This is a genomic window from Candidatus Finniella inopinata, assembly GCF_004210305.1.
GTDB classification, from domain to species: Bacteria; Pseudomonadota; Alphaproteobacteria; order Paracaedibacterales; family CAIULA01; genus Finniella; species Finniella inopinata_A.
In genome coordinates, this window is record NZ_SCFB01000005.1 from 189,478 (window position 1) to 208,694 (window position 19,217).

Annotated in this window: 16 protein-coding genes; 11 read left to right on the forward strand and 5 right to left on the reverse strand. The window is 43.0% G+C overall.

The window, feature by feature from the left end:
* Positions 1 to 35: 35 nt before the first annotated feature.
* A complete protein-coding gene (gene thrS, locus EQU50_RS04485; RefSeq protein ID WP_130153950.1) occupies positions 36 to 1,946 on the forward strand; it encodes a threonine--tRNA ligase in 1,911 nt (636 codons plus the stop codon).
* An 18-nt stretch (positions 1,947 to 1,964) separates the two neighbouring features.
* Here the strand turns inward: thrS and dksA are convergent, their stop codons facing one another.
* Positions 1,965 to 2,393, reverse strand: a complete 429-nt coding sequence (gene dksA / locus EQU50_RS04490; RefSeq protein WP_130153951.1) for an RNA polymerase-binding protein DksA — start codon at positions 2,391 to 2,393, stop codon at positions 1,965 to 1,967.
* Positions 2,394 to 2,839: 446 nt separating this feature from the next.
* Between dksA and EQU50_RS04495 the strand changes: the two genes are divergently transcribed.
* Positions 2,840 to 4,168, forward strand: coding sequence for an MFS transporter (locus tag EQU50_RS04495; protein WP_130153952.1), 1,329 nt, complete (start codon positions 2,840 to 2,842; stop codon positions 4,166 to 4,168).
* Positions 4,169 to 4,177: 9 nt separating this feature from the next.
* Here the strand turns inward: EQU50_RS04495 and EQU50_RS04500 are convergent, their stop codons facing one another.
* Together EQU50_RS04500 and EQU50_RS04505 are read right to left on the reverse strand one after the other, a co-directional pair.
* Positions 4,178 to 4,819 (reverse strand): methionine ABC transporter permease, encoded by a 642-nt coding sequence (locus EQU50_RS04500; protein ID WP_130153953.1) that lies wholly within the window; start codon positions 4,817 to 4,819, stop codon positions 4,178 to 4,180.
* Positions 4,813 to 5,898, reverse strand: a complete 1,086-nt coding sequence (locus EQU50_RS04505; RefSeq protein WP_130153954.1) for a methionine ABC transporter ATP-binding protein — start codon at positions 5,896 to 5,898, stop codon at positions 4,813 to 4,815. The genes EQU50_RS04500 and EQU50_RS04505 overlap by 7 nt, the downstream gene beginning before the upstream one ends.
* 105 nt (positions 5,899 to 6,003) lie before the next feature.
* On the opposite strand from EQU50_RS04505, the gene EQU50_RS04510 reads away from it, so the two are divergent.
* The 3 genes from EQU50_RS04510 to EQU50_RS04520 are packed head-to-tail and all read left to right on the forward strand — an operon-like array spanning position 6,004 to position 8,823.
* A complete protein-coding gene (locus EQU50_RS04510) occupies positions 6,004 to 7,158 on the forward strand; it encodes an FtsX-like permease family protein (RefSeq protein WP_130153955.1) in 1,155 nt (384 codons plus the stop codon).
* Between the two features lie 9 nt (positions 7,159 to 7,167).
* Positions 7,168 to 7,860 carry an ABC transporter ATP-binding protein gene (locus EQU50_RS04515; protein WP_130153956.1) on the forward strand — a complete coding sequence of 231 codons (693 nt, stop codon included), beginning with the start codon at positions 7,168 to 7,170 and terminating at the stop codon, positions 7,858 to 7,860.
* Positions 7,861 to 7,863: 3 nt separating this feature from the next.
* Positions 7,864 to 8,823, forward strand: a complete 960-nt coding sequence (locus tag EQU50_RS04520; protein ID WP_130153957.1) for an efflux RND transporter periplasmic adaptor subunit — start codon at positions 7,864 to 7,866, stop codon at positions 8,821 to 8,823.
* A gap of 26 nt (positions 8,824 to 8,849) precedes the next feature.
* Here EQU50_RS04520 and lepA read toward each other — a convergent pair whose 3' ends face one another.
* Positions 8,850 to 10,658, reverse strand: a complete 1,809-nt coding sequence (lepA, locus tag EQU50_RS04525; RefSeq protein ID WP_130153958.1) for a translation elongation factor 4 — start codon at positions 10,656 to 10,658, stop codon at positions 8,850 to 8,852.
* Positions 10,659 to 10,871: 213 nt separating this feature from the next.
* On the opposite strand from lepA, the gene rpmH reads away from it, so the two are divergent.
* From rpmH to EQU50_RS04555, 6 genes are all read left to right on the forward strand, one after another.
* Positions 10,872 to 11,006 carry a 50S ribosomal protein L34 gene (gene rpmH / locus EQU50_RS04530; RefSeq protein ID WP_130153959.1) on the forward strand — a complete coding sequence of 45 codons (135 nt, stop codon included), beginning with the start codon at positions 10,872 to 10,874 and terminating at the stop codon, positions 11,004 to 11,006.
* 18 nt (positions 11,007 to 11,024) lie between these two features.
* Positions 11,025 to 11,471, forward strand: a complete 447-nt coding sequence (gene rnpA / locus EQU50_RS04535) for a ribonuclease P protein component (RefSeq protein WP_130153960.1) — start codon at positions 11,025 to 11,027, stop codon at positions 11,469 to 11,471.
* The gene (gene yidD, locus EQU50_RS04540) at positions 11,452 to 11,757 is read left to right on the forward strand and encodes a membrane protein insertion efficiency factor YidD (protein WP_130153961.1); all 306 of its coding nucleotides are present in this window, start codon (positions 11,452 to 11,454) and stop codon (positions 11,755 to 11,757) included. The genes rnpA and yidD overlap by 20 nt, the downstream gene beginning before the upstream one ends.
* 43 nt (positions 11,758 to 11,800) lie before the next feature.
* Complete coding sequence (yidC, locus tag EQU50_RS04545) at positions 11,801 to 13,537, forward strand: membrane protein insertase YidC (RefSeq protein WP_130153962.1); 1,737 nt, start codon at positions 11,801 to 11,803, stop codon at positions 13,535 to 13,537.
* Positions 13,537 to 14,187 (forward strand): ribosome biogenesis GTP-binding protein YihA/YsxC, encoded by a 651-nt coding sequence (gene yihA, locus EQU50_RS04550; RefSeq protein WP_130153963.1) that lies wholly within the window; start codon positions 13,537 to 13,539, stop codon positions 14,185 to 14,187. The genes yidC and yihA overlap by 1 nt, the downstream gene beginning before the upstream one ends.
* Positions 14,188 to 14,541: 354 nt before the next feature.
* The gene (locus EQU50_RS04555; RefSeq protein ID WP_130153964.1) at positions 14,542 to 18,204 is read left to right on the forward strand and encodes a tetratricopeptide repeat protein; all 3,663 of its coding nucleotides are present in this window, start codon (positions 14,542 to 14,544) and stop codon (positions 18,202 to 18,204) included.
* Positions 18,205 to 18,245: 41 nt separating this feature from the next.
* Here the strand turns inward: EQU50_RS04555 and EQU50_RS04560 are convergent, their stop codons facing one another.
* On the reverse strand, positions 18,246 to 19,190 hold the full coding sequence (locus tag EQU50_RS04560) for a serine/threonine-protein kinase (protein WP_130153965.1): 945 nt from the start codon (positions 19,188 to 19,190) through the stop codon (positions 18,246 to 18,248).
* Positions 19,191 to 19,217: the final 27 nt, after the last annotated feature.

A 19,217-nucleotide genomic window follows, 5' to 3' on the forward strand; every position in this document is an offset into this window, starting at 1 on the left:
ATTAAGGAAGAGTATTCAATCCCAGAGGTTTTTTTGTGTTTCAAGTGGTTTTAAAAGACGGTTCAAAACGTGACTTTGACAAGGCCGTCACCGGTGAAGAGGTCGCGCGTTCTTTATCGCCGCGTCTTGCGAAAGAGGCGGTTGCCGTCCGAGTCAATGGTCAATTGTGGGACATGAATCGGCTGATGCCTGATCAGGCGCAAATCGATATCATCACCCGCAATGATCCTGACGGGTTAGAAGTTATTCGCCATGACACAGCTCACGTTACAGCCGAAGCCGTCAAGGACCTGTACCCCGAAACCCAGATCACCATTGGACCTTCTATTGAGAACGGGTTTTATTATGACTTTCATCGTGAAACCAAGTTCACCCCTGATGACTTAATCCTTATCGAAGCCCGCATGCACGAAATTATTAAGCGAGATGAGAAGATTTCCCGCGAAGAATGGCAGCGCGATGACGCGGTCGAATTTTTTAAAAGCCAGGGGGAACATTTTAAGGCCGAATTGATTGCCAGCATCCCCAGTAACGAGCCGTTAACTCTTTATCGCCAAGGCGGATTCATTGACCTTTGTCGCGGGCCGCATTTACCATCCACAGGGCGTATTGGCAAAGCCTTTAAATTAATGAAACTGGCGGGTGCCTATTGGCGGGGCGACCATCGAAATCCCATGCTGCAACGTATTTACGGCACAGCTTGGGCTACTGAACAACAGCTGCAAGATTACTTGACCCAGTTGGAAGAAGCCGAGAAACGCGACCACCGCCGCCTTGGGGCTGAACTGGGGTTGTTTCACTTTCAAGAAGAGGCCGCCGGCAGCGTTTTTTGGCACCCCAAAGGTTGGCAACTATATCGGAACCTAGAAAATTTCGTTCGCAGTCGCCTAGAAAAAACAGGGTACGTAGAGGTCAAAACACCCCAGCTGGTTGATCGTAGTTTGTGGGAAGCTTCCGGCCATTGGGAAAAATTTGGCGAGCATATGTTTACAGTTGCATCCGAAGAAAAAACCCTGGCTATTAAACCCATGAATTGTCCCTGCCATGTTCAAATTTTCAAACAAGGCTTGAAAAGCTATCGTGATTTACCATTGCGGATGGCGGAGTTTGGATCCTGTCATCGCAATGAACCCTCCGGCGCCCTGCATGGCCTGATGCGCGTGCGTGCCTTTGTGCAAGACGATGCCCACATTTTTTGTACACCCGAACAAATCGTTTCAGAAACCAAAGACTTTTGTGACCTTTTGAAGGACATGTATCGTGATTTGGGTTTCACTGATGTACGCGTAAAATTCTCTGACCGGCCGGCAACACGCGCTGGCGGGGATGAGGTTTGGGATTTGGCTGAAAAATCGTTGATGGAGGCTGCCACGGCAGCAGGCCTTGACTTTACCTTGAATCCAGGCGAGGGGGCCTTTTACGGACCCAAGTTGGAATTTGTTTTAAAGGATACCATCGGTCGTGAATGGCAATGTGGCACGTTACAGGTTGACTTTGTTCTGCCTGAACGCCTTGATGCGGTTTATGTGGGTGAAGATGGCAAACGTCATCGCCCCGTTATGTTGCATCGGGCCATTTTGGGATCTTTTGAACGGTTTATTGGTGTTTTAATTGAACAATATGCTGGTAAATTCCCCCTGTGGTTAGCGCCAGTTCAGGCAGTTGTCGCAACGATCACCAGCGAGGGCGAGGGGTATGCAAAGGAATTGTATGATCGGTTGAAACAGTTGGGCATTCGGGTTGAAATCGATACCCGCAATGAAAAAATCAGTTATAAGGTGCGCGAACACAGCCTGCAAAAGATTCCCTATTTATTGGTGGTTGGTAAACGCGAGGCGGAACAGAAAACCGTGGCCGTGCGCATATTGGGTGGGGAACAGCAAGAGATGATGGGGCAAGAGGAAATCATTGCCCGTTTGTTAAATGAAAGTCGTAACCTGGGTTGAATACCCAGGACCACTTTTCTACAAAACCTCTTCGCGATAGATTCTTTCCCGACGCTCAAGAAGCTCCTGCGCCTCTATACTAAGGGTGGCGATGGGTCTGGCTTCTAGGCGCCTTAATCCTATGGGCTCGCCAGTTTCTTCGCAAAAACCATAACTGCCGTCGTCAATACGTCGAATGGCCTCAGTAATTTTATTAATCAATCTGCGTTCGCGATCCCGTGCCTTCAATTCGATTGTTTGATTCACCTCATTGCAGGCCAAATCAATCACATCAGGTTCATTAACAAATTTGCCTGGCATATCGTTCAGGGCTTGGTTACATTCACGCACCAATTGATCACGCCAAGTGACCAACTTTTTCCTAAAATATGCTAACTGCTGAGGATTCATGAAGGGTTCATTCTCATCAGGAACATACATTTCATCTGTCAAATTTGTTATCGGCATGGTTGTTACTCCGGGTTTTTCTGTACCTCTAAATTAAACTAAATTTTTCTAAAAAGTTCAAGAGATTAATGCAAAATTTTTGCCTGGGGCGATACATTTAAGCACTGCTGAGGGGTAAGGGGCGTTTTGAGTCGAATTTTTTATTAATGAATTAAACCCCATTCAAATGATTTTCCCTGTTTTTTCTCGTCGTTTTAATACCTTAAATGTTATTCCTGTGCAGACGGGAATCCAGACAACAATACGACTGGACCCCGGCATTCACGGGGGTGACAAAAGGGGCGCGTGGGTGAAAATACGGGGTTTCAAGGGACGATAGGAATCCCGCAAAAATATTCAAATGGAATATATTTTCAAAATTTGTGACTGAACCAAAAAAATCATATACACAAAGTGTGTATTGGTGTTAGAAGCTTAGGTAAATAGGCCCACGGAGTTAATTTACTATGATTCGTGTTTTTAAAGGCCTAAGCAGGCAACAAAAGGAGTCGATCGGGCTTTTGCAGATTGGCACTTTCCTTGAATACTTTGACCTTATGCTATATGTCCATATGGCTGTCCTTCTCAATGAACTCTTCTTCCCTGAAGCTGACCCGCATACGACCGCAGTTGTTTCAGCCTTTGCTTTTTGTTCAACGTTTATCCTAAGACCATTTGGAGCCATATTGTTTGGCTTGATTGGAGATAACATCGGTCGTAAATCAACAGTGATTATGACAACCATGATGATGGCGCTTTCTTGTATTGTGATGGCCAACTTGCCAACGTATGCGGAAATTGGGATTTCGGCAGCCTGGATTATAACAATTTGTAGAATTGCCCAAGGTCTGTCATCGATGGGCGAAGTCATGGGGGCGCAAATCTATATAACCGAAATTACGAAGCCGCCAACTCAATATTTTGCTGTTACCTTGATCGTTTTTTCTCTTGCCTTGGGCGGAATGACGGCTGTTGGTATTGCTTCGCTTGTGACTCACTTTGATTTTAATTGGCGGGTTGCTTTTTGGATTGGTGCGTGTGTTGCTGTTGTCGGAACTCTCGCTCGCACCAGATTACGAGAAACCCCTGAATTTTTAGAAATGAAAAGAAGGAAAAAACAGAACGAGGAAAATGATTATAAGCACGAAAATCGAAAAAAAACGGCGCCTGAAAAAATATCAAAAAAAAATCTTATAGCCTACTTTTTTATAGAATGCACGTGCCCCATGGTTTTTTATCTGGCTTATATTTATTTCAATCCTTTACTGAAAACTCTTGGGCTCTCTTCAGCTAATATTATTTTTCATAATTTTCTTGTTACCATTTCTGAACTTTTGTTTACGGTATTCCTTCTTTATTTTGTTACAAAATTTCATCCTTTAAAAATATTAAGATTTAAAGCTATTTGCGCTGTTTTTTTTATTCTGGCGTTGCCAGCCTGTATTATGTATTCAACCTCTGCGTGGCATATCTTTATTATTCAGGCGCTTATATTCCTATGTCCGATAGGCGGAACACCCGGGGATGCTATTTTTTTTAAGAGTTTCCCAACGTCTAGAAGATTTATGAGTACAACATTTGCTTATGCGTCTTCGCGCGCCATAATGCATATCATTTCTGCGTTTGGTCTTGTTTATCTAACAGAATGGTTTGGATATTACGGAATTTGGTTTATTGGCTTACCAATAATAGGGGCTTTTTTCTGGGCTTTGAATCACTTTGAAAAACTAGAAGGTCTGCGACCCAATAAATCCTCCAACCCTGACCTAGGCGGGGGATACATCGAAGCAGCCTAAGGAGAGCTTCTATTTGTACCGATAATGCCGGGCACAACGGTTGCCGATCAACTGGACGATTTGGACCAAAGCCAAAAGAACGAATACGATGATGACCATAAATGCAATATCGTATCGTTGATACCCATACCGTATGGCCAAATCACCAAGGCCGCCCCCGCCCACGGTGCCTGCCATAGCTGAAAAGCCAATCAGCGTAATGGTGATACTGCTGATCTGATCAATCAGGGATGGCAGGGCCTCGGGGAAGATGATTTTCGCGACAATTTGGTGACGAGAAGCGCCGAGAGATAGTCCCATCTCGATCAAGCCCTTAGGAATAATCTTAAAAGTATCTTCCGTTGCACGGGCGATAAGCAAAATTGCTGCCAACGATAAGGGCACAATTGCCGCCAGCGTCCCAATGGAACTGCCTACTAATAACCGGGTAAAGGGGATCAATAAAACAATCAAAATGATATAAGGGACGGACCTGACAGAGTTCACCCCAAAACTTAACGCCCTGTATAAGCGTGGTTTTGGCTGAAGCCCTTGGTCACCAATGCGGTATAACAGGGTCCCTAAATAATATCCCCCTACCACACCCACTGTCAAAGAGGTGGCCACCATCAAAAGCGTTTCAAATAAGCTGTAAGCAAGAAGAGTTACCATTGCAAATACCCCAAAAATTCCACAGAAACGCCATTTTCCGTTAAATACTTTGTTATGGACGTTACTGTTTTTGAATCATGTTTTATTGAAACCATCAAATGGCCAAACGTGTAATCGCCACTGTGGTGCAAGTTGCCACCAATAATGTTCACCGGCACGTGCCATTCATGAACCAAGGTTGAGATTAACGGCTTGGTCGAGGTGCGATCATGGAACATCAGCTTTAAAACCACGTCATCGTTATCATGGGGTGATGGGTGCAGTTTCTCTTGGATAAAACTTGGCAGCTGATCTTTTAAAAAATCATGCAGCAGCGACTGGGTCACGGGATGCTGGGCCTTGGTTAAAATGTCAAGGGTTGCCCCTTGTTCAACCACCTGGCCGCCGTCCAGAACATACACAAAATCAGCACAATGCTTAATGACATTCATGTCGTGGGTTACCAAAACGACTGTGACTCCCAATTTCTGGCGCAGACTTAAAAGTAGATTCAAAATATCCATGGTCGTTTCAGGGTCCAGGGCTGACGTGAATTCGTCACACAGCAGCACCTCTGTCTCGATGGCCAAAGCCCGGGCGATTCCCACCCGTTGACATTGCCCACCGCTTAATTCATGGGGGTAAGATGATAATTTATGGGACAGCCCCACCAAATCGGCCACCGCCTTAACGCGTTCCGTCGTTTTCATTTCGGCAAGAGTCAAAGGCAGCGCAATATTGTCAAAAACAGTTTTTGATTGCAGCAGGTTATACGTTTGAAAAACAACGCCAATTTTCTGCCGACGCTTGCGCAGATCAGCCTGGTTCAATTGGCATAGATCGTCATCACCAAAGATAATGCGACCCGTATCAGGTTTCTCAAGGCCATTCAGGCACCTTAAAAGCGTACTTTTTCCCGCACCACTTCGGCCAATAATTCCAACGATGCTGCCCTTATAAAGGGTCATGTTGATATCATTTAAGATACGTTCCGCCCCTTTGGACTTTGGAAAGCTTTTGCATAAGGATTCAATAATTAATAACGGTTCCGACGGCACCATAAAGTCAATGCAGTTAAGGGGGTTTAGTATTCCTAACATACACCCATTTGAAATTATTTTGCGGTTTTTCTGTCTGATATTTCTCCCATTTCTGTTGTTTGAAAGGTTTATGTGTGACTATAATTAGTCTTGTGCGGGGGAATTATGTACTACATAGCGTTAAAAATGTTATTCGGCGATCGGGGCAAATATATAGCCATGGTGGTTGGTGTTTCTTTCGCCGCCCTTATCATGACCCAACAACCAGCCATCTTGGTTGGGTTATTATCGCGAACATACAGCTTTATCCAAGATGTTTCTTTACCCGATATTTGGGTGATGGACCCGGGGGTTCAATATGTTGAAGAACACAAACCCGTTCGGGACGTGGAACTCAATAAAATTCGTGGAGTAAGCGGCGTTGCTTGGGCAACACCTTTATATAAAAGTTTGATGTCTGCAAAAATGCCAGATGGACTATCGAAAACTATTGATATGACAGGACTGGATGATAGCACATTAGTGGGTGCCCCTTTTCGCATTTTAAAAGGGAAACTTTCTGATTTTAAACGGGCTGATGCAATTTTTGTTGATTTCGAGGCGGCCCAAAACCGCTTGCGGATTAATGTTTCACCAGGTGTGACTCGCCCTTTGGAAGTTGGTGATACCCTTGAAATTAATGACAAGCGAGCAGTCGTGGTTGGATTCATAAAGGCAACACGTAACTTTGTGCTGCAACCTCAGGTTTACACAACATATAGTCAGGCTTTATCTTACAGTGCACCTGGCAGACGGCAATTGACGTATGTTTTGGTAAAAGCCAAAGAGGGGCAAAACCTTCGGCATATTTGCCAAAAGATTGAGGCTAAGACGGGCCTTAAAGCCTATTCAGCAGATGATTTTAAAGACGTAAACTTGGGTTATTGGATGAAAAACACAGGCATTCCCATTAACTTTGGTATCTCAGTATTGTTAGGATTTATTGTGGGGGCAGCCATCGCTGGGCAAACTTTTTTTAGTTTTGTTCAAGAAAATGTAAAGCACTACGCTGCTCTAAAGGCTATGGGCCTTCGTAGCCTTTTATTAGCCAAAATGGTCATATTACAAGCTTTAGTCGTGGGTTTTATAGGCTATGGGATCGGGGTTGGGCTGGCGACGTTGTTTGGGTTAAAGTTTCATGATTCTGTATTGGCATTCCGTATGCCACCAATCTTATTATTATACTCTGGTGGGGGAGTCATGGTGATTATTGCAATTGCGGCCATGGCGGGTATTCGTCGGGTTATAAACGTTGATCCAGCTGTCGTATTTCGGGGATGATATAACGAAATGACATCAGCGATCACTTGTTCAAACATTACAAAATCATTTAAAACAAAAGAGGTTGAAACCCTTGCCTTAAGGGGGATTGAACTGGATGTTATTAAGGGCGAATTCCTTATGTTGGTTGGCCCATCAGGCTGTGGAAAAACCACATTGATTTCTATAATGGCAGGGATTTTGCACCAAGACGCGGGAAATTGTACAGTGCAAGGCCAATGTTACAACCAAATGACCCATAATGAGCTGTTGGATTTTAGGGCCAAAAATGTTGGCTTCATCTTTCAATCATTTAACTTAATTCCTACTTTAAGTGTTGTAGAAAACGTTGCCATCCCTTTGATTATTAATCGCATTGAACGTCACGACGCAATTAAACAGGCCGCCCAGATGGTTGAAAAAGTTGGATTGGGCGATCGGTTGGACAGTGCGCCAAACCAGCTGTCTGGAGGACAACAACAAAGAATCGCCATTGCCCGTGCGTTGGTTCATAACCCATCAATTCTTATTTGTGATGAACCGACAAGCTCGCTTGATCACTCCACAGGCGTTAAAATTTTAGAACTGATGCGTTCCATTAATAAAGACATGAAAACTACGTGTGTGGTTGTCACCCACGATGCACGTATTTACCAATATGCAGATCGCATAGCCCATATGGATGATGGGATGATAACGGACATAACCCACAATGGAGCTTGAAGAATGAACGTTAAAGAACTGATAATGTTTTTTAGAACCAACCTAATTGCAGTTTTTGGCCTACTTGGGTTGATTGGGGCCATTGTATATACCTTTACCCTGGGCCGCCCCGCTGTGATGCCTCCCAATCAATTAACGATTCCACCTTCATCCCCCTTCACGCACAATATTGCCGCAAAAGGGCTAATAGAAGCCAACACCCAAAACATTAATATAGGATCATTTGTTCCAGGAGTAGTCGACCAAGTCATGGTGAAGGAAGGGGATCGGGTTAAGAAAGGTGACTTTTTGTTTTGTTTGGATCAGCGAACGGAAACAACACAGTTGGCTTTAGATCAAAAAGATTTAGAAAGCGCCAAATACAGCGTGGATGTTGCTAAGGCTGATTTTGCGGAAGCTAATGATCAGTATGGCCGCGCCAAAAACCTAAGGACCGGTGTGGTAAGCCTGGAAGAACTTAAGAAAAGGGAATTTTCTGTTCAAAGAACGCAGGCTCAATTGAATTTGGAGGATGCTAAGCTTCAAAGCGCCCAAGAGAAAGTTTCGCTGTCACGCATTAGCCTTGAAAAACTGACAGTAAAATCCCCAATTGATGGGTTGGTCCTAAAAGTTCGGATACGGCCTGGCGAGTATATTAATCAGACAACCCAAACCTTATCACCCTTAACAATTGGCAACCCATATCCCTTGCATGTGCGGGTGCAGATTGATGAAAATGATACCTGGCGTTTAGATCCTAAAGCTAAAGTGATTGCTGTTTTAAGAAGCAACCAAGCGACGACTTTTCCCCTAACATTTATAAGACTTGAGCCGTATGCCCAGCCGAAACAAAACCTCAGTGGTGATAGCCGTGAGCTGATCGACACCCGGATCGTAGAAATCATTTATAAAATTGAAGGCGATTTTCCCAGTTTGCTGATTGGTCAACAAGTTGATGTTTTTATTGAAGCTCAGCAAGAGTAGTCAATTGTGGGGACTTTAAGTTGATTTTAATCATCACCCATTTTCAACGCCGCAATGAAGGCACTTTGAGGAATTTCTACATTCCCAAACTGCCTCATTCGCTTTTTACCGGCTTTTTGCTTATCCAATAATTTACGTTTACGGCTGATGTCGCCCCCGTAACATTTGGCCAAAACATCCTTGCGCAGGGCCGATATGGTTTCGCGCGCCACGACTTTGCCACCGATGGCGGCTTGAATGGCAATCTTGAACAATTGTTGGGGGATTAGTTCTTTCAAGCGCATACATAATGAACGGCCTCGTGTTTCAGCTTGGCTTCGGTGAACCATAATCGCCAGGGCATCAACGGGTTCCGCATTCACCAAAATATTGACCTTTGACAAATCGCCCTCTCGATAGCTGTCCAACTGATAATCAAACGATGCGTAGCCGCGGCTGATTGATTTTAGGCGGTCATAAAAATCAAACACGACTTCGTTTAAGGGAAGCCTGTAAACGACCATGGCGCGGCTGCCAGCGTACGTTAAATCAATTTGTTCACCCCGCCGATCGGTACAAAGCGTCAAAATCGACCCCAAATACTCATCAGGAACCAAAATGGTGGCCCGAATCCAGGGCTCCTCGATGAAGTCTATTTTCACCACATCGGGCATGTCGCTTGGATTATGCAACTCCACAACATTGCCGTTGTTTAAATGAACTTTATAGACAACGCTGGGTGCTGTTGTGATTAAGTCCAGGTTAAATTCGCGTTCCAGGCGTTCTTGGACAATTTCCAAATGCAGCAACCCAAGGAATCCACATCGAAAGCCATACCCTAAGGCCGCAGAACTTTCGGGCTCAAAATGGAAACTGGCATCATTCAAATGGAGTTTCGCAAGACTTTCCCGCAAATGTTCAAACTCCGCCGCATCGCTTGGGAACAACCCACAAAAAACCACAGGCACAGATGGTTTGAATCCAGGAAATGGCTTAGCTGTTTGGCGTTTTTCCTCGGTAATCGTGTCACCAACTTTACAATCGGCCACATGTTTAATGCTGGCCGTGATAAAGCCAATTTCACCGGGTGATAGCTGGTCGACAATTTCCTTCTTGGGGGTGAAATATCCCACCCGATCCACTTCATACGTCGCGACGGTGTTGACCATGCGGATCTTCATGCCCGCCTTTAATGTCCCCTCGACCACGCGTACCAAAATCATCACGCCCAGATAGGCATCGTACCAGCTGTCCACCAACATCGCCTTTAAAGGGGCGCTGGCGGCTTGATCGCCAAATTCACTGGTGGGTGGGGGTAAACGGGTCACGATCGCCTCTAATACGTCGCCAATTCCAATACCTGTTTTGGCAGAGATAGGAACGGCATTTTGGGCATCAATCCCGATCACTTCCTCGATTTGCGCCTTAACACGGTCAGGTTCTGCGGCCGGGAGATCAATTTTATTCAGGATGGGCACAATTTCATGGTTAGCTTCAATAGCCTGGTATACGTTGGCCAGCGTTTGCGCCTCCACCCCTTGGCTGGCGTCCACCACCAACAACGATCCTTCGCACGCGGCCAAGGACCTGCTGACTTCGTAGGCAAAATCCACGTGGCCTGGTGTGTCCATCAGGTTCAGAATGTACGTCTCGCCGTCTTTGGCCTTGTATCGAAGTCGAACCGTTTGCGCCTTGATAGTGATGCCCCGTTCGCGTTCAATATCCATCGAATCCAGCATCTGCTGCTTCATATCGCGTGATTCAATAGCCCCACAGGCTTCGATTAAGCGATCCGCTAATGTGGATTTGCCATGGTCAATGTGGGCGATGATGGAAAAGTTACGGATGTTCTTCATAAAGATGTTCTGAGGCCTGTTGTTGAAAATTCAGACTAATTTATACAACGAAAAGTTTTCGGGTGATAGTTATTCCCGTCGCTTTTGCCCTGCTAACAAAAAAACAAAGGGATGCAACTAAAAATCCATCACAGCATTTTTATTTGCGAATATGCCTGAAGCTATGGTAGGGTTTGGAAAATTATCAGAAGACCTTAACTAAAGGATAATAACGTGAAAAGAACATACCAACCCAGTCAATTGGTAAGAAAACGCCGCCACGGCTTTCGTGCGCGTATGGCGACAGTTGGCGGAAGACGTGTTATTGCAGCGCGTCGCGCAAAAGGCAGGACGAAGCTGTCTGCCTAGATACAGGTTTAGGAAATCGTGGCCTTAAGTCGTCTTAAGAAGCGTGCTGATTTTTTAAGAGTAGCAAAAACAAAAGTAGTGGCGAAAACGTCGACTATGCTTATTCAGTGCACTCCCGCTATTGATGTGGCTTTGGCTGAACAAATCCAGCCAAAGCATCTAAGGGTGGGTTTTACTGCAAGTCGTCGGGTGGGTAATGCGGTCAAACGTAACCGGGCCAAAAGACGGCTTAGGGCCCTGGCAGATATGCATTTGGAAAAAAAAGTTCTTGAGACGATTGACCCATCAACGGGAGATAGTTTTGAGTTTGTTTTTATAGCTATTCCGGGAACGGTTAACGCAGACTTTCCCCAGCTTTCTAAAGATTTTATAAAGGGGGTGCGATGGTGTTTATCAAGATTTCAACCCCGTCCCATTGCTTTTGAACCACAAGAGGAAAAGACAGATGTCAAACTTTCTTGTTAGATTAATTCATGCTTACCGTTGGGCCATTTCACCCTTCTTGCCCCCTCGGTGCCGGTTTGAACCCACCTGCTCGCGCTATGCTATTCATGCCATTGAATGCCATGGCCTTTTAAAAGGGTTGTGGTTGGTTGCAAAACGTTTGCTGCGTTGCCATCCTTACGAAACAGTTTCCAGGCGAATTGGTGCCCCATGGGGGTATGACCCGGTCCCTGAAAAGATTGCCAACCAACCGGTCCAGATGTCACCCGCACAAACCGCAAAAATGGGTTTGCACTCCAAGATCTAGCCCACTCAACTAAAATTAAGAAAAATCCGGGATTTTTAAAGATATGTCAGAAAATAGGAACGTCGTTCTTGCCATCGGTTTGTCATTGGCCATTTTGTTTGGGTTTCAATATTTTTATGAAGGATCTAAGCCAAAACCCGTTATTGTGGTTAAAGATCCAACGCCCCAGGCGTCTGCAACTGCATCTTCGCAAGCTACCCCGGATGTTTTAGTCCCTGCACAGATTTTAACCCGCGAACAAGCCTTAGCCCAGCACAAAAGAGTTTTGATTAAAACCCCCAAACTGACAGGGTCCATTAATTTGGTCGGGGCTCGACTGGATGATTTAGGCTTAAATCTTTATCGTGAGAGTGCTGATCCTAAAAGCCCAGCGATTACCCTTTTAAGTCCTGAGCAGTCCAAAGGAGCTTATTTTGTTGAATTTGGTTGGTTGGGAACGGCTAAATTCCCTGATGCTAAAAGTATTTGGACCGTTCAAGGGCAGCAATCGGAGTTAACGCCTACTCAACCGCTTACACTGACTTGGAAAAACGACGAGGGATTGAAATTTGAGAGGACAATCAGCGTTGATGAAAATTATCTGTTTACAGTCACAGATCGAGTGATCAGTAATGCGGCGGCTGGTATTCAGTTGAAAGCTTTCAGTCAAACCACGCGCGTTGGAAAGCCCGTGACAAGCGGCTATTACATTCTTCATGAAGGTGCTATTGGCATCATCAACAGCAAGTTGAACGAAGTCGACTATGACAAACTGATCAAAGAGAAAGCCATTCAACAAACCACAACAGGTGGCTGGTTAGGATTTACGGATAAATATTGGTTGGTCGCTTTGATCCCCAATCAGAAAACTGTGGCTCACACAACGTTTAGCGGCCAAGAAAAAGATGCGCTGTTCCAGTGTCGCATTGAATACGATGGTCAAACACTGAAGCCTGGGCAAACTTTAGAACAAACCCAATATGCCTTTGCAGGCGCCAAAGTTCTAAGTTTGCTTGATGGTTACGAAGCGAAGCTTGGATTTAATCGTTTCGATTTGGCTGTAGATTTTGGTTGGTTTTACTTCTTAACAAAGCCCTTATTCTATGTTTTGGAATTTTTCCACCAGTTGCTTGGGAACTTAGGTTTAGCTATTTTGTTCCTGACAGTGCTGGTCAAAGTTCTGTTCTTCCCTTTGGCAAATAAATCTTTCAAATCGATGGCTCGCATGAAAATTTTGGGCCCCAAGATGGAATTGATCAAACAACGTTATGCCAATGACAAAGTGCGCATGAATCAGGAATTGATGGACTTTTATCGTCGCGAAAAGGTGAATCCTGTATCGGGGTGTTTGCCTATGTTGATTCAAGCACCAATCTTCTTTTGTCTATACAAGGTTTTCTTTGTCACCATTGAAATGCGTCATGCGCCTTTTTATGGATGGATTCACGACTTATCGGCACCCGACCCTACATCCGTGTTCAATTTGTTTGGCTTAATTCCCTGGACGCCGCCATCTATGTTGATGATTGGTTTGTGGCCGTTGTTGATGGGCGCCACCATGGTATTGCAGCAACGCCTTAATCCGCAGCCTGCTGATCCGGTTCAGGCCAAGATGATGCTGCTTATGCCCGTTATGTTTACCTATTTGTTTGCATCCTTCCCGGCTGGTTTGGTTATTTATTGGGCCTGGAGCAACCTTTTGACAATTGCGCAGCAAATGTTCATTACCCGAAGGGCAGAACAGCAATCTTTGGTGGAGGTTATCCCACCGAAGCGCAAAGCACCAAAAAGTAAGCTTTGATGGATACGAATGATATTGAAAAAACCAGTCTTGAAAAAGCTAATTGGCTGTTCAAGCAAGACTGTGAATTTTTAAGAGGTGTTGAAAAGGCAAGTGACTTGCCTGCGTATAACTTGCCAGAAGTTGGCTTTATTGGCAGGTCAAATGTTGGTAAGTCAAGCTTGATTAACAGCCTGACCACCCGCCATCGTCTTGCCAGAACCTCAAATACTCCCGGCCGCACACAACAGCTGAATTTCTTTAACCTGAATAATCAACTAATTTTGGTTGATATGCCGGGGTATGGTTATGCCCAGGCGCCCAAGCAGTTGGTTGTTAACTGGACGCAGCTTATCTGTGATTATCTGCAGACCCGTATAAATTTGAAACGGGTTTATGTCTTAGTCGACAGCCGGCATGGCTTAAAGCCGAATGATGACGAGATGATGCGTATATTGGATCAGATGGCGGTGTCTTATCAAATTGTTCTGACAAAGGCAGACAAGATCCCTTTAAAGCAAGCAGCAGCTGTTTATGAACAGACGAAAGAAAAGATTAAGGATTATACGGCTGCTTACCCCCACATTATTATGACTAGCTCTGAGGATAAGCGAGGGATTGAACAACTGAGGTTGGCGATCATTGAGTTTGTAAATTCTCCCCCATCGTAAAGTACGACGGGGGAGAGCCTTGCTTTATGGGAGGAATGAGGTGCAAGGCAGGATGGTTTGTGAATAAAGGGGACTGTTACCGGCTATAATTGGGAAGATTACAGTCTCTCTCTTTAAATTTGAACATTTTGACAATCTTATATTTCGTGGCGCATGTGCTGATTGGTGTAAATCGGAATGTAATGGTAAAAATTATGAATTCCTATCCGGGAAAAATCCCTATGTACACCTATTAGGTAAACAATACGTATTTATTTCTGAGGTAACAAACTAGATTGTTGCGAGATAAACATTTGACATATATTATCCACGTTAGTTCTCTGAATTGATTAAGAACCAAAAGGCCTAATAATCATGCAAAATAGTGCTGCAGATTTGCAAACAAATCATGACGTCGGTCAATTACCTTTTGTTATTGAAGGCATAAAATTCACCAATCGTGAAGTTGATATTATTGCATGCATTGTTAACGTGCGTGGCAGCAGTAAAATGGCTTCACTCTTATCCATCTCGCCCAGGACATGTGAGACGCATATTTTAAACATTATGCGCAAGATAAGCTGTAACTCGCGAGAAGGAATCGTCGATTTTGTAGAAAAAACTTCTTACTCTTTTGTCCTTAACAAACACTACCAAAGTTTACTTGCACAATTCGATTTTGGGAAAAAACTTAACTCTCTAGTAGCATACGGTAAATCCATCACGTGCCATATTGTTCACGTCTCATCTAAAAATAAAAACGATGTGAATTTTGCGGATGACCTTACCATTCATCTTAAACTTTGTGGCATTCAGGTAATTGTTCACGACGGGTATGAGAAGTCTGTTGCACCAGAATCAAATGAGCATGTTATTTACCTGATATCAAAAGTGGAAGAGCAGCACTTTAAGAAAAAGCAAAAAGATTTTTTTGAGTCTCAGAAAAGTAAGTTTTTAAAAAATGAAAACCTTTTCACATTACTATTAATCGATCAGATTTCTGAACAACTTCCCTGCGAATTTAATAAATGCATCTTGCGAAAAACAATGTTGAATTTCCAAGAGTTGTTTTCCGCTGTATTGAAAAGAATTTTCTGGGATAAAAATTTTGACAAAACTCTCCTAGAATTTCAAAAAAAATCGATCCTTGAATCTGACCACCAGCAATGGCCACAAAACCTTTTAGCAACACAAAAAGAAACTTTGGGTTTCGACTGGAAAAATATTCTGAGAACAAAAAAGTACCCCATAGGCTTTGCTGCGATTTTTGGTGTTGTCATCACCTTCACTATTATTGATAAATTACCGAAAAGTAAGAAAGCTCCAATAGTTCAAGGGGCGAAAGCTGATTTGCTGGTTCCGGTTGAATCAGTTCTTTTAAATCGTTCGGACTTGTTGTTGCAAATAGATAATAAGTTACAAGGAAAAGAAGGCATTCAGGCAGTGGCCTTAGTCAGCATTGGTGGGGCTGGAAAAACAACCCTTGCTAGGCTTTATGCCAAACAAAAAAAAGCATATTTAGTTTGGGAAATTAATGCAGAAACAAAAGAGGGACTTGTCAGTTCTTTCGAACTACTTGCCCAAACCCTTTGTAAAACTCAAGAAGATCAAGTGGCTTTAGAAGAAAATCAAAAGATCAAAAATCCTGCCATAAGAGATGAGAGGATTCTTTTGTTTGTGAAAGATAAATTGAAGGCCCTTAATAATTGGCTTTTGATTTACGATAACGTGGAGAAATTTGCAAATATACAAAAATGGTTTCCTTGTGATCCAACCAGTTGGGGCAATGGAAGGGTTATTGTCACAACAAGAGATAGCAATTTACAAAACAATGTGCATATTAATGGAGCCATCCAGGTAGGAGAATTAACACCAGCAGAGAAATTGCACCTTTTCATGAAAATCATGAAAGATGTCAGCCCTTCCAAGGCAAGTGAAGAGCAAAAGAATGCCGCGGATAAATTCTTGGCGCATATCCCCCCCTTTCCGCTGGATGTGTCTGTGACTGCCTATTATTTAAAAACAACTAACTTGTCTTATGACAAGTATCTGGATTGTTTGAAAGGGCGTAATAAAGATTTCACAAGCACCCAAGAGGCTATTTTAAAAGAAGTGAGCGATTATACAAAAACACGCCACGAGATTATTACATTATCCTTAAAAAAACTTATTGAAACACATAAAGATTTTGCTGACTTATTGCTGCTCATTAGTTTGCTGGATTCACAAAACATTCCAAGGGATTTATTAGAAAGTTTTAAAAGCACAGCTGTCATCGACAATTTTATTCACCATTTGAAAAAGCATTCTTTGATCGCTAATCAACCTGATATCTTTTCTTCTGTTTCAACGTTATCAATCCATCGAAGCACTCAAGAAAGTATTTTGGACTATTTTTTAAGCGATTTGAATTTAGAAAACAATCCCCAATTGATGCTAAGAATTGCCAACACTATCGCTCAATACGCTGCTGAAGCGATGGAAAAAGACGATATCCCAAGGGTTAGGCTTTTGGCAAACCATTGCGAAAAATTTTTAAGCCACGATTCTTTGTTAACAGGCGCAAGCTCTGGGGTCGTTCAAGGGAAATTAGGTGTTATTTATTCGTATCTTAGCAATTGCTTGAAAGCTCAGGAATTTCTCTCAAAGAGTTATGATAACTTAAATAAATATTACCCCAATAACTATGAGGGTATCGCCGAAGTTCTTGTCCGCCTGGGTGAAGCCCATACGGATATAGGCGACCATGAAAAGCCAGAATCATTCCTTGAACAAAGCCTGCTGATTTACAAAAAATACTGTCCTGACAAACCCTCGAAAATTGCTTCAACCTTAGTGTCTTTGGGGCGTGTTTACAGACTGATCGGCTGTTATGAAAAAGCCAGAGATCGTCTAGAGGAAGCTTTGTCCATCTATAGAGAACATTTTTCTGAAGATTACCCAAGCGTCGTTTGGGCATTAGCACAGCTGGGGGATACCTATAGAAATTTGAATGATTACCAAAAAGCTGAAAATTTATTTGAAGAAGCGATGATCATTTGCAAACAGAAAATTCCAAAAAATTATTTTAAGTTTTGTGCCGTATCCTTACATTTGGGTAAACTTTACAGGGATATAGGACGTTATGAAAAAGCCATAGAACTGTTTGAGAAATCCCTGGAGATTTGCGAGAAATACCTTCCAACAGACAGCAGCACTCTTGCATCCCATGTTGGTAACCTGGGTATTCTCTATCGCGAAATGGGACAATATGAAAAAGCGAAAGAGTTTCTTGAAAGAGCCTTGTTGATCTATAAAAATTGCCTTCTTGAAAACAATCAGTCTAACGCCTGGCTTTTGGGCCATTTAGGGAATATTCATGGCAAGATGGGGGACCTTGATAAATCGAAGGAGTGTTTCGAAAAAGCATTGTTCATCTGCCAGAAGTGTTTACCTGTGCATAACCCTAACTTGGGGTGGCTTCTCGGGCACCTGGGAAATACTTACAGGAAATTAGGCGATCATCAAAAGGCAATAGATCTGCTTGAACGAAGCCTGGTAGCCTATGAAAAATGTCTTCCCAAAGACCATGTTTATGTTGGTACAAGTTTTATCCGCTTAGCCAATGTATATTGGGACTTGGGGGTTTACGAAAAAACGCAACATTTTCTTGAAGAGACTCTTTCCATTTTTGAGAAACGCTATGGTCAATATCATCTTAGAACAGGACACGCCTTAAAATGCTTGGGTCGAGTGCATCTGATGCAGGGAAACCTAGAAAAGGCTGAAAATTATCTTGGAAAAGCTTGGGCGATTTTTCAGTCGTATAAATATGTGGAGAGATACTCTGTTCTGGAAGACCAAGCCGATCTTTTCCTTAAAAAAAGTGAAAGTACGGATAAAAAAAATGAAAAGGAAGAATTCAATGAACGGGCAGTTAGTTTATTAAAGCAAGCCTTGGAAATTTTAAATACCCTTACTGTAAAGAATTCAACAGATCATTTACGAAGAATCAAATCTAAGTTGAGTAGAATCCCTTATGAACATAAAATAGGGTAGAATGAGCAAGTTGGTATCAACATATCCTCTCGCTCAAGCTCTTATCTTTGCGCTAATGTACCAAAATCAATCAAAACAGCACGCTTGTAATCGTTGGTAATCAGTATATTTTCTTGATCATTTTCTCGTTCTGTGTCGACTCCACACTCAGCCATATACCTTGTAGCGTCCTTAATTTGTTGATTCAGCTGATCTGTCAGGTTCTTGCCAGACTTAAGATACTGTCCTAAGATTTCCCCATCTATGTATTCCATAATAAGCCATTCATATCCCCACTTTTTCCCAACACCATAATATTTGGGGAAATTGAGATGGCCTTTTCCGTCGGCACCTTGTAATTTTTCGTACATGTCGGCCTCTCTGTCTGATGGGGTTGAGAGGATCTTAATGAGTCTTTTCTCCTCAGTCCCAGCTTCCTTTGCTAAAAAGACCCAACCGTAAGACCCTTGTCGGGGAAGAAGTTTTTCAATAACGTAATTCTTACCATTTAGATTGTAAGGTTCAGATTTATTTTTAAGAACCCATTCAGCCACTTTAAATTTATATGCTTGGGGGACTGCGTCAGAATCAAAAGGAACAGCTATGTCGAATCTATCCTGAACACCAGGAGTCTTTAAAACATCCTCGATTGTTTTGCCAGCATTTATTTCATCTTGTTGAAGCCTCAAAATAAAAGATCTATAACTCCTATTTCCATCTTCATCCTCGTAGGCCTCACATACCAAAGGAAAATCTTTGTAATCAGTACTTTCTTTGAAAGTCTTTCTAAGTTTATTGATAGCGTTTTGAATCGCTTCGTTTTTGACCTTATGCGGTTGTTCTTCTTTAATTCCTGGATTTTCTGGAACCTCCACCAAGGCTTCATGTTTACTTAAAACTTGAACCTTTAACTTTGAAGAAGTAGCAGGTGGTTCCAAATGACCAGCATCTGAAGCTATCACCTGCGACGACAAAAAAATGAGGACGATCATAAAATATTTGAACAACTTTAAAACTCCTTTAGTGAAATGATG

Excerpts from the sequence above, each read along its gene's own strand:
- dksA (WP_130153951.1), bottom strand. The coding sequence starts at position 2,393 with ATGCCGATAACAAATTTGACAGATGAAATGTATGTTCCTGATGAGAAT.
- EQU50_RS04495 (WP_130153952.1), top strand. The coding sequence starts at position 2,840 with ATGATTCGTGTTTTTAAAGGCCTAAGCAGGCAACAAAAGGAGTCGATC.
- EQU50_RS04500 (WP_130153953.1), bottom strand. The coding sequence starts at position 4,819 with ATGGTAACTCTTCTTGCTTACAGCTTATTTGAAACGCTTTTGATGGTG.
- EQU50_RS04505 (WP_130153954.1), bottom strand. The coding sequence starts at position 5,898 with ATGTTAGGAATACTAAACCCCCTTAACTGCATTGACTTTATGGTGCCG.
- EQU50_RS04510 (WP_130153955.1), top strand. The coding sequence starts at position 6,004 with ATGTACTACATAGCGTTAAAAATGTTATTCGGCGATCGGGGCAAATAT.
- EQU50_RS04515 (WP_130153956.1), top strand. The coding sequence starts at position 7,168 with ATGACATCAGCGATCACTTGTTCAAACATTACAAAATCATTTAAAACA.
- EQU50_RS04520 (WP_130153957.1), top strand. The coding sequence starts at position 7,864 with ATGAACGTTAAAGAACTGATAATGTTTTTTAGAACCAACCTAATTGCA.
- lepA (WP_130153958.1), bottom strand. The coding sequence starts at position 10,658 with ATGAAGAACATCCGTAACTTTTCCATCATCGCCCACATTGACCATGGC.
- yidD (WP_130153961.1), top strand. The coding sequence starts at position 11,452 with ATGTCAAACTTTCTTGTTAGATTAATTCATGCTTACCGTTGGGCCATT.
- yidC (WP_130153962.1), top strand. The coding sequence starts at position 11,801 with ATGTCAGAAAATAGGAACGTCGTTCTTGCCATCGGTTTGTCATTGGCC.
- yihA (WP_130153963.1), top strand. The coding sequence starts at position 13,537 with ATGGATACGAATGATATTGAAAAAACCAGTCTTGAAAAAGCTAATTGG.
- EQU50_RS04555 (WP_130153964.1), top strand. The coding sequence starts at position 14,542 with ATGCAAAATAGTGCTGCAGATTTGCAAACAAATCATGACGTCGGTCAA.